This is a genomic window from Agriterribacter sp. (assembly GCF_035444585.1).
Lineage (GTDB): Bacteria > Bacteroidota > Bacteroidia > Chitinophagales > Chitinophagaceae > Agriterribacter.
The window spans coordinates 1-5,565 of the sequence record NZ_DAOMOZ010000275.1 but is presented as its reverse complement, the minus strand read 5'-3'; the positions used below and the strand labels follow the sequence as shown (position 1 = coordinate 5,565).

Below are 5,565 nucleotides of genomic sequence, written 5' to 3'. Positions count from 1 at the left end.
GGATGTATTTTTGTAATATCATTACACACAACAGAAGATGCATCATGAGTAAAACCACGGAACAGGGGTATATTTTGCTGGTAGAAGATGAAGAAAACCTGCAGGAAGCGTTAAAGCTCAACCTTGAACTGGAAGGATATGAAGTTACCTGCGCCGGCGACGGGGCAGAAGCTTTGAAAAGGATCGGTGAAGAATATTTTGACCTGATCATTATGGATGTAATGTTACCGGAAATAGACGGAATTGCCGTTACCGAAAACGTACGCCTCAATAACAATGATGTTCCCATATTAATGGTTAGCGCCAAAGGCAGCAGCGCCGAAAAAGTGCTGGGATTAAAAAAAGGAGCCGACGATTATATTACCAAACCCTTTAACCTGGAAGAGCTTTTGTTGCGGGTAAAAAAACTGATCAATAAAAACAAACGGTTACAGGATAAAGAAACAATAGGAGACAACTACCAGTTTGGAAAAAATACGATAGACTTTAAAGCGCAATCGGCCACCAATTACCGGGGCAGCGTTATTGAGTTGAGCCGTAAAGAAGCCATGCTGCTGAAGCTGTTGCTGGAGAATAAAAACGATGTGGTGCCGCGTGAAAAAATACTGCAGGCTGTTTGGGGCTACAATGTATATCCCACCACCAGAACGGTTGACAATTTTATTCTCAGTTTTAGGAAATATTTCGAGGAAGACAGCCGTAACCCGCGCTATTTTCATTCTATACGGGGAGTGGGGTATAAGTTCACGAATTAGCGTTGTGAGAAGTGAAAAGACAGAGGTGAAAGAGGCGGAGTATTAGTAGTGTCGTGCCGGGCTTTTCATATAAGCCCTGTGTACAGCAATGAAACCCCGGCACCGAAATGCTATATTTTTTTCAAACAACATAATCATATTACACCAATAGCCTCCCCAATGGTCATAGCCAATGCCGTGAAGACCCTGTCAGGACAGTAAAATTTATTTTAAAAGCTGCGAAATAATAATCTCCATTTGTTCCGGTTCGAAATCTGGTCTATGCCTGGCATTGTAAACAATTCTTTGATTTTGATCAATAATAAAATATTGAGGAATAGCTGAAATATCAAAGGTTTTCACGATCTCGCTTTCATCCCATTTTTTATTATCCGATACGTTGATCCAGTCTAAACCATAATCAGCCACCTGGCTTTTCCAAACCGCATCGTGTCCGTCAAGATTAACATACACAACAGTAAATTTTTTGCGGCGGAATTTATTGTACATTTTCTTAAGCACGGGAATGTTATCTTTACATGGTTTACACCATGTGGCCCCAAATGCGAGAAGATAAACAGTATCTTTTAGCGATTCGTTCGTAAAGCTTAAGCCTTCAGGTGTCTTAGCTGAAAATGATTTAATGCCATTCCCTGGCCCTAATGTATAGTAATTATGCAGTTTTTCCTTTAATTCTTTGCCCAGCACACTTTCCCTGATTTTATCATTGAGTCCGTTATATGCAGGCACTATCTCTTCAAGGCTTAAAGAAGCACGTTTACCTGACAACTGGTATAAAAGAATAAGACTATAATAGGTATCGGAGAATTGCTGCACCAGGCTTAATTCTTTTAACCTCAATTGCCTCCAAAATTGCCGGGTCAGACTATCTGAGGCGCTATTTTTGTTTTTTTGCTTTTTCAGGTAAAGTTCGTAGTATAAATAACCAATTTTTTTACAGAGAACATTTGAATTTGAATTAATCATTTCCGCCTCCGAAAGTTTGTTTTTTTTCGTTATAGAGCTCGGTGGTATTTTATGAACGACCATATTATTTTTCCCGGAATCCAGAACAAAATATTTTTGGCTGCGGCCGTCCATTAATAATAAATAGGCCTCTTCGGAAGGCTTATTTAAAAATCCTTTTATCGAAAAAGCGTTATCCCTTATTAAAATAGTATCCCTCTTTTCAAACTTATGTAGCGAATACCTATCCCATATACCCAGGATCAACTTCTTATTATTGAGTGAGGCCGGTACTGTACCGTTTAGTTCAAACTTATACTGACTACGGGCTTGTAAAAAGAACAGCAGGAAAAAAGTTGAAAAAAATAATTTCATCAATCAATTCACTTTATTTTTAAGCTTTTCCAACGCGGGTATTAAGTCATGAACATCATTAACATAGGTTACTACTTTACCTTTTTTATCGAACAGAATATGGGTAGGATAAGTATCTACATGCAAAGCGTCTGATATAAAATCTTCTGCATCGGGGATCACTAAATAATCAAGCTTCTTCTCTGACAGAAACGATTTAAGCCTTTCTTTCGAATCAAATGCAAAGCTTATAAAAACAATGTCATCTTTATACGGTTTATTTTGCTCAACAAGCCTGTTCAACTCCGGAAACTCGTTAACGCAGGCAACACAACTTATAATAACAACCGCAAAAATGATCCTTTGTCTATAGTTGTAAAAGAACTGTCTAATCCGATAAAGTCTCTCGATAATTTTATATTATAATACCTGTAGTTGTAATACAGACTGAAGTCTTTTGAAATTTCTTTTACTTTTTCGTTGAAAGCGTCCTTAGCAACATGCTGTTTTTCATTAACAGCGCCGCCGTTGCATTGAGTAAAAAGGATTACAATCAAGAATAGCAAAATATTCATCTTTAAAAATGAAACTCCTGCAAATTCAGTGCAGGTGATCCTTTTAAAAAAGATATACCGGTTATACCTCATTGCCATTTTAATTTTCCCATCTCATTCGTTTGACAATCCATGCCCTGTTCATCTTTCTATTTATCCCGGCAAGGCTCAGTATTGTTCATTCATTGGCGGGCTACTTAAAGGTAATAAAATTCTGAAGGAATAATGTACTTGTAGTCGGTGCACTACAAATTATCGCTGGCTGGCGTCACACCAGCCAGGGCGGCCTGCCGTGGAGCTGTCTCAAAAGTTATGTTTTCGGCAATAAACATGTTCTGAGACAAAGTTATTATTGTAAACCATAAGGCTCTGCCTTGTTTTGATCTGTTACCGATGGTATATAATAATAATGATTGTTGCTATCACAGGAGCAATTGGCTAAAGTGCGTTAACGGAGAGCTGCTCAATTCACTGTTCACCTTTCACCCCGTCCGAACGGTGTTCAGCCGGGCGGGCATTCACCTTTTCGCCTTTACCTCCTCATTGCGGTCAGGAATGCAGTCCGATCCGGTTGCCTTCCGTATCAAGAAATAAGGCCATATAGCCATATTCGGGAGTAATTTCGGTTTTAGGCATCAGCACTTTGCCTCCCGCTGCTTCTACCCGGTCTAAAACGATCTGCAGATCGGGACTCCCGTTTAAATAGATCAAGGGGCCGTCTGTGGCGGAAGGCTTATGTGAATCGCCGCTGTCTACCACGGCGCCGCCCACGCCAGACATCATATCCGTTAATGCAAACATGCGCATTCTTATTCCAGGCATATCCATAGGAATAAGCTGCGTATCGAATATCGTTTCATAAAATTTTGTTGCCCGGGTTAGATCAGTTGCAGGAATTTCAAACCAACTGATCGCGTTTGTAAATGTCATAATAAAAATGTTTTAGTAGTTTATATGTTTCCGTAATTCACGGAGATTTCACCCTGGTAGCTCCGGGCTATCAGCCATCAGCTTTCAGCTAAAGCATACTAACGATGAACAGATGTTCATTAGCACAAACATTCACCCTGTTAAGCCCGAAGCCGTAAATCCCAAATCCGAAGGAATACACTGAAGCCCATCTTTCACGTCTCACTTTTCACCTTTCACTTCATTCTCTCCCCTCTCATCTCCATGCTCCTATTATTGCCCCCATCAGGGTAAGCGCCACCACACTGTAAAACCCGTTGATCAGTATCAGCCGCCAGCTTTTGAGCTCAAAGAGACTATGGATGGCAATGGCGCAAAAAGTCCATATACCTGCCAGAAAACCTGCAATTGCCCCCCAGGAAACATCTGTTTTTTGACCACAACCGGCCGGGCAATCACCTGTTGTATCGGCAAGAAACATACCGAGATTGGCGGCCATCAGCAGGGAAAAGATAAGCGTCCAGCCAAATATTTTTCCTTTATTGCCCCGTTTGATCTGCTCTTCCGACAGGTTATTTTCTTTCATCCATATTTTTCCAAAAAGATTGGGCGAATACCAGATCCCGCCCACAACAAACGAGGAGATGCCGGCAACCAATACAGCCAGCCAGTTAACCGGTACCATAGCGCGTAAGATTATTGTTAGAAATGCTTATTCTATCGAATCTAATGTTGATTTTTACAGTATAAAAGCAAAACCTGACGAAACTGGAAAAGAGGCAGACCAATATCAGCGTTTTACCGACAAAGCCGGTTCACCATCCGCTAAAGATCAATGATATCGGGTTCAGGCTTGTTCTTGCCCCTGTTTTTGGTATCGTTATACCATTGATGAGTGGCATGATCAATATGAATAATCTTACCCACTGGCAGGTTAAGCTCAGCTTCCTGTATACCATCCTCATCGCCTTTATTATTTGGGAAGGCAACCGCTATCTTCATTTTTCATTGCGGAGCTATTTTAACTGGTACAATAAACCCTTCCGTAAAATAGCAGCGGTATTGATCGCTATCTCCTTTTATACCGTTCCGGTTTCGGTGCTGCTGCTGCTGGGATGGTATTCTCTTTTTGAAAATGGGCGTGCAAACCGCCAGGCAATTGTTATTACAACGCTGATCATAATGATATGTGTTGTTTTTATAGCGCATGTATATGAAACTGTTTTCCTCGTAAAAGAATCGGAAAATGAAATGCTCCGCAACGAACAGTTGGAAAGGGCAAAAGCAGAAGCGGAGCTGGAAACATTAAAAAGCCGGATAGACCCCCATTTCATTTTTAATTCTTTAAATACGCTTTCACATCTTATAGAGGAAAAGCCTGCCAGGGCCAAGCTGTTCAATGATCATTTGGCCGATGTGTACCGTTACATCCTGCAGCATAAGGAGAGAGAGCTGGTGTTGCTCGGGGACGAAGTGCATTTTTTGCATGCTTATTTTTCTTTGCTGCGCATTCGTTTTGAAAACGCTGTTCAGCTAAGATCAGCAATAGATGAATCGCAATATGAAGCCTGGCTTATCCCGCCCATCTCTTTGCAGCTCCTGGCCGAAAACGCGATCAAGCACAATGAATTTTCCGACAGCAATCCTTTGGTAATTGATGTGCAACAGAATGGAGAAAGCCTGATCGTGAGCAACGGGCTGCATAAAAAAGATCTCCGGAAAGCATCCTCAAGAACAGGCCTGAGCAATTTGAATGAACGGTATAAATTAATAGCGGGAAAAGAAATAACAGTTACAACCACAGCAGACTTTTTTACTGTGCAGCTACCGCTGCTCAAAATGATATAGCATGAAGGTTATCATTATTGAAGACGAAAAGCCGGCCGCACAGAAATTACAAAAGGCCATTATAAAATGCAATGGCAACATTGAAGTCTCGGCTATTTTAAGCAGTGTAAAAGATGCCACGGCATGGCTGCGGGAAAACCCGTTACCGGAACTGATCTTTATGGATATTGAATTATCCGACGGACTGTCTTTCAGCATAT

7 protein-coding genes and 1 pseudogene are annotated in these 5,565 nt (G+C 41.0%); 3 read left to right on the top strand and 5 right to left on the bottom strand.

What is annotated here, in order from left to right:
* Positions 1 to 2 precede the first annotated feature (2 nt).
* The gene (locus PLH26_RS19785; RefSeq protein WP_324587749.1) at positions 3 to 755 is read left to right on the top strand and encodes a response regulator transcription factor; all 753 of its coding nucleotides are present in this window, start codon (positions 3 to 5) and stop codon (positions 753 to 755) included.
* A gap of 204 nt (positions 756 to 959) precedes the next feature.
* Here PLH26_RS19785 and PLH26_RS19780 read toward each other — a convergent pair whose 3' ends face one another.
* From PLH26_RS19780 to PLH26_RS19760, 5 genes are all read right to left on the bottom strand, one after another.
* On the bottom strand, positions 960 to 2,075 hold the full coding sequence (locus tag PLH26_RS19780; protein ID WP_324587748.1) for a thioredoxin-like domain-containing protein: 1,116 nt from the start codon (positions 2,073 to 2,075) through the stop codon (positions 960 to 962).
* Between the two features lie 3 nt (positions 2,076 to 2,078).
* Positions 2,079 to 2,393: a TlpA family protein disulfide reductase gene (locus PLH26_RS19775; RefSeq protein ID WP_324587750.1), complete on the bottom strand. Its 315-nt coding sequence runs from the start codon at positions 2,391 to 2,393 to the stop codon at positions 2,079 to 2,081.
* Positions 2,390 to 2,611 (bottom strand): hypothetical protein, encoded by a 222-nt coding sequence (locus tag PLH26_RS19770; RefSeq protein ID WP_324587747.1) that lies wholly within the window; start codon positions 2,609 to 2,611, stop codon positions 2,390 to 2,392. The genes PLH26_RS19775 and PLH26_RS19770 overlap by 4 nt, the downstream gene beginning before the upstream one ends.
* 546 nt (positions 2,612 to 3,157) lie before the next feature.
* A complete protein-coding gene (locus PLH26_RS19765; protein ID WP_324587746.1) occupies positions 3,158 to 3,538 on the bottom strand; it encodes a VOC family protein in 381 nt (126 codons plus the stop codon).
* Positions 3,539 to 3,773: 235 nt separating this feature from the next.
* Positions 3,774 to 4,202 carry a DUF1761 domain-containing protein gene (locus tag PLH26_RS19760; protein WP_324587745.1) on the bottom strand — a complete coding sequence of 143 codons (429 nt, stop codon included), beginning with the start codon at positions 4,200 to 4,202 and terminating at the stop codon, positions 3,774 to 3,776.
* Positions 4,203 to 4,417: 215 nt separating this feature from the next.
* On the opposite strand from PLH26_RS19760, the gene PLH26_RS19755 reads away from it, so the two are divergent.
* Both PLH26_RS19755 and PLH26_RS19750 read left to right on the top strand, forming a co-directional pair.
* Entirely contained in the window at positions 4,418 to 5,365 is a 948-nt protein-coding gene (locus PLH26_RS19755; RefSeq protein ID WP_324587744.1) for a sensor histidine kinase, read from the top strand.
* 1 nt (position 5,366) lies between these two features.
* Positions 5,367 to 5,565, top strand: a pseudogene (locus tag PLH26_RS19750) (hypothetical protein); the annotation flags it as partial.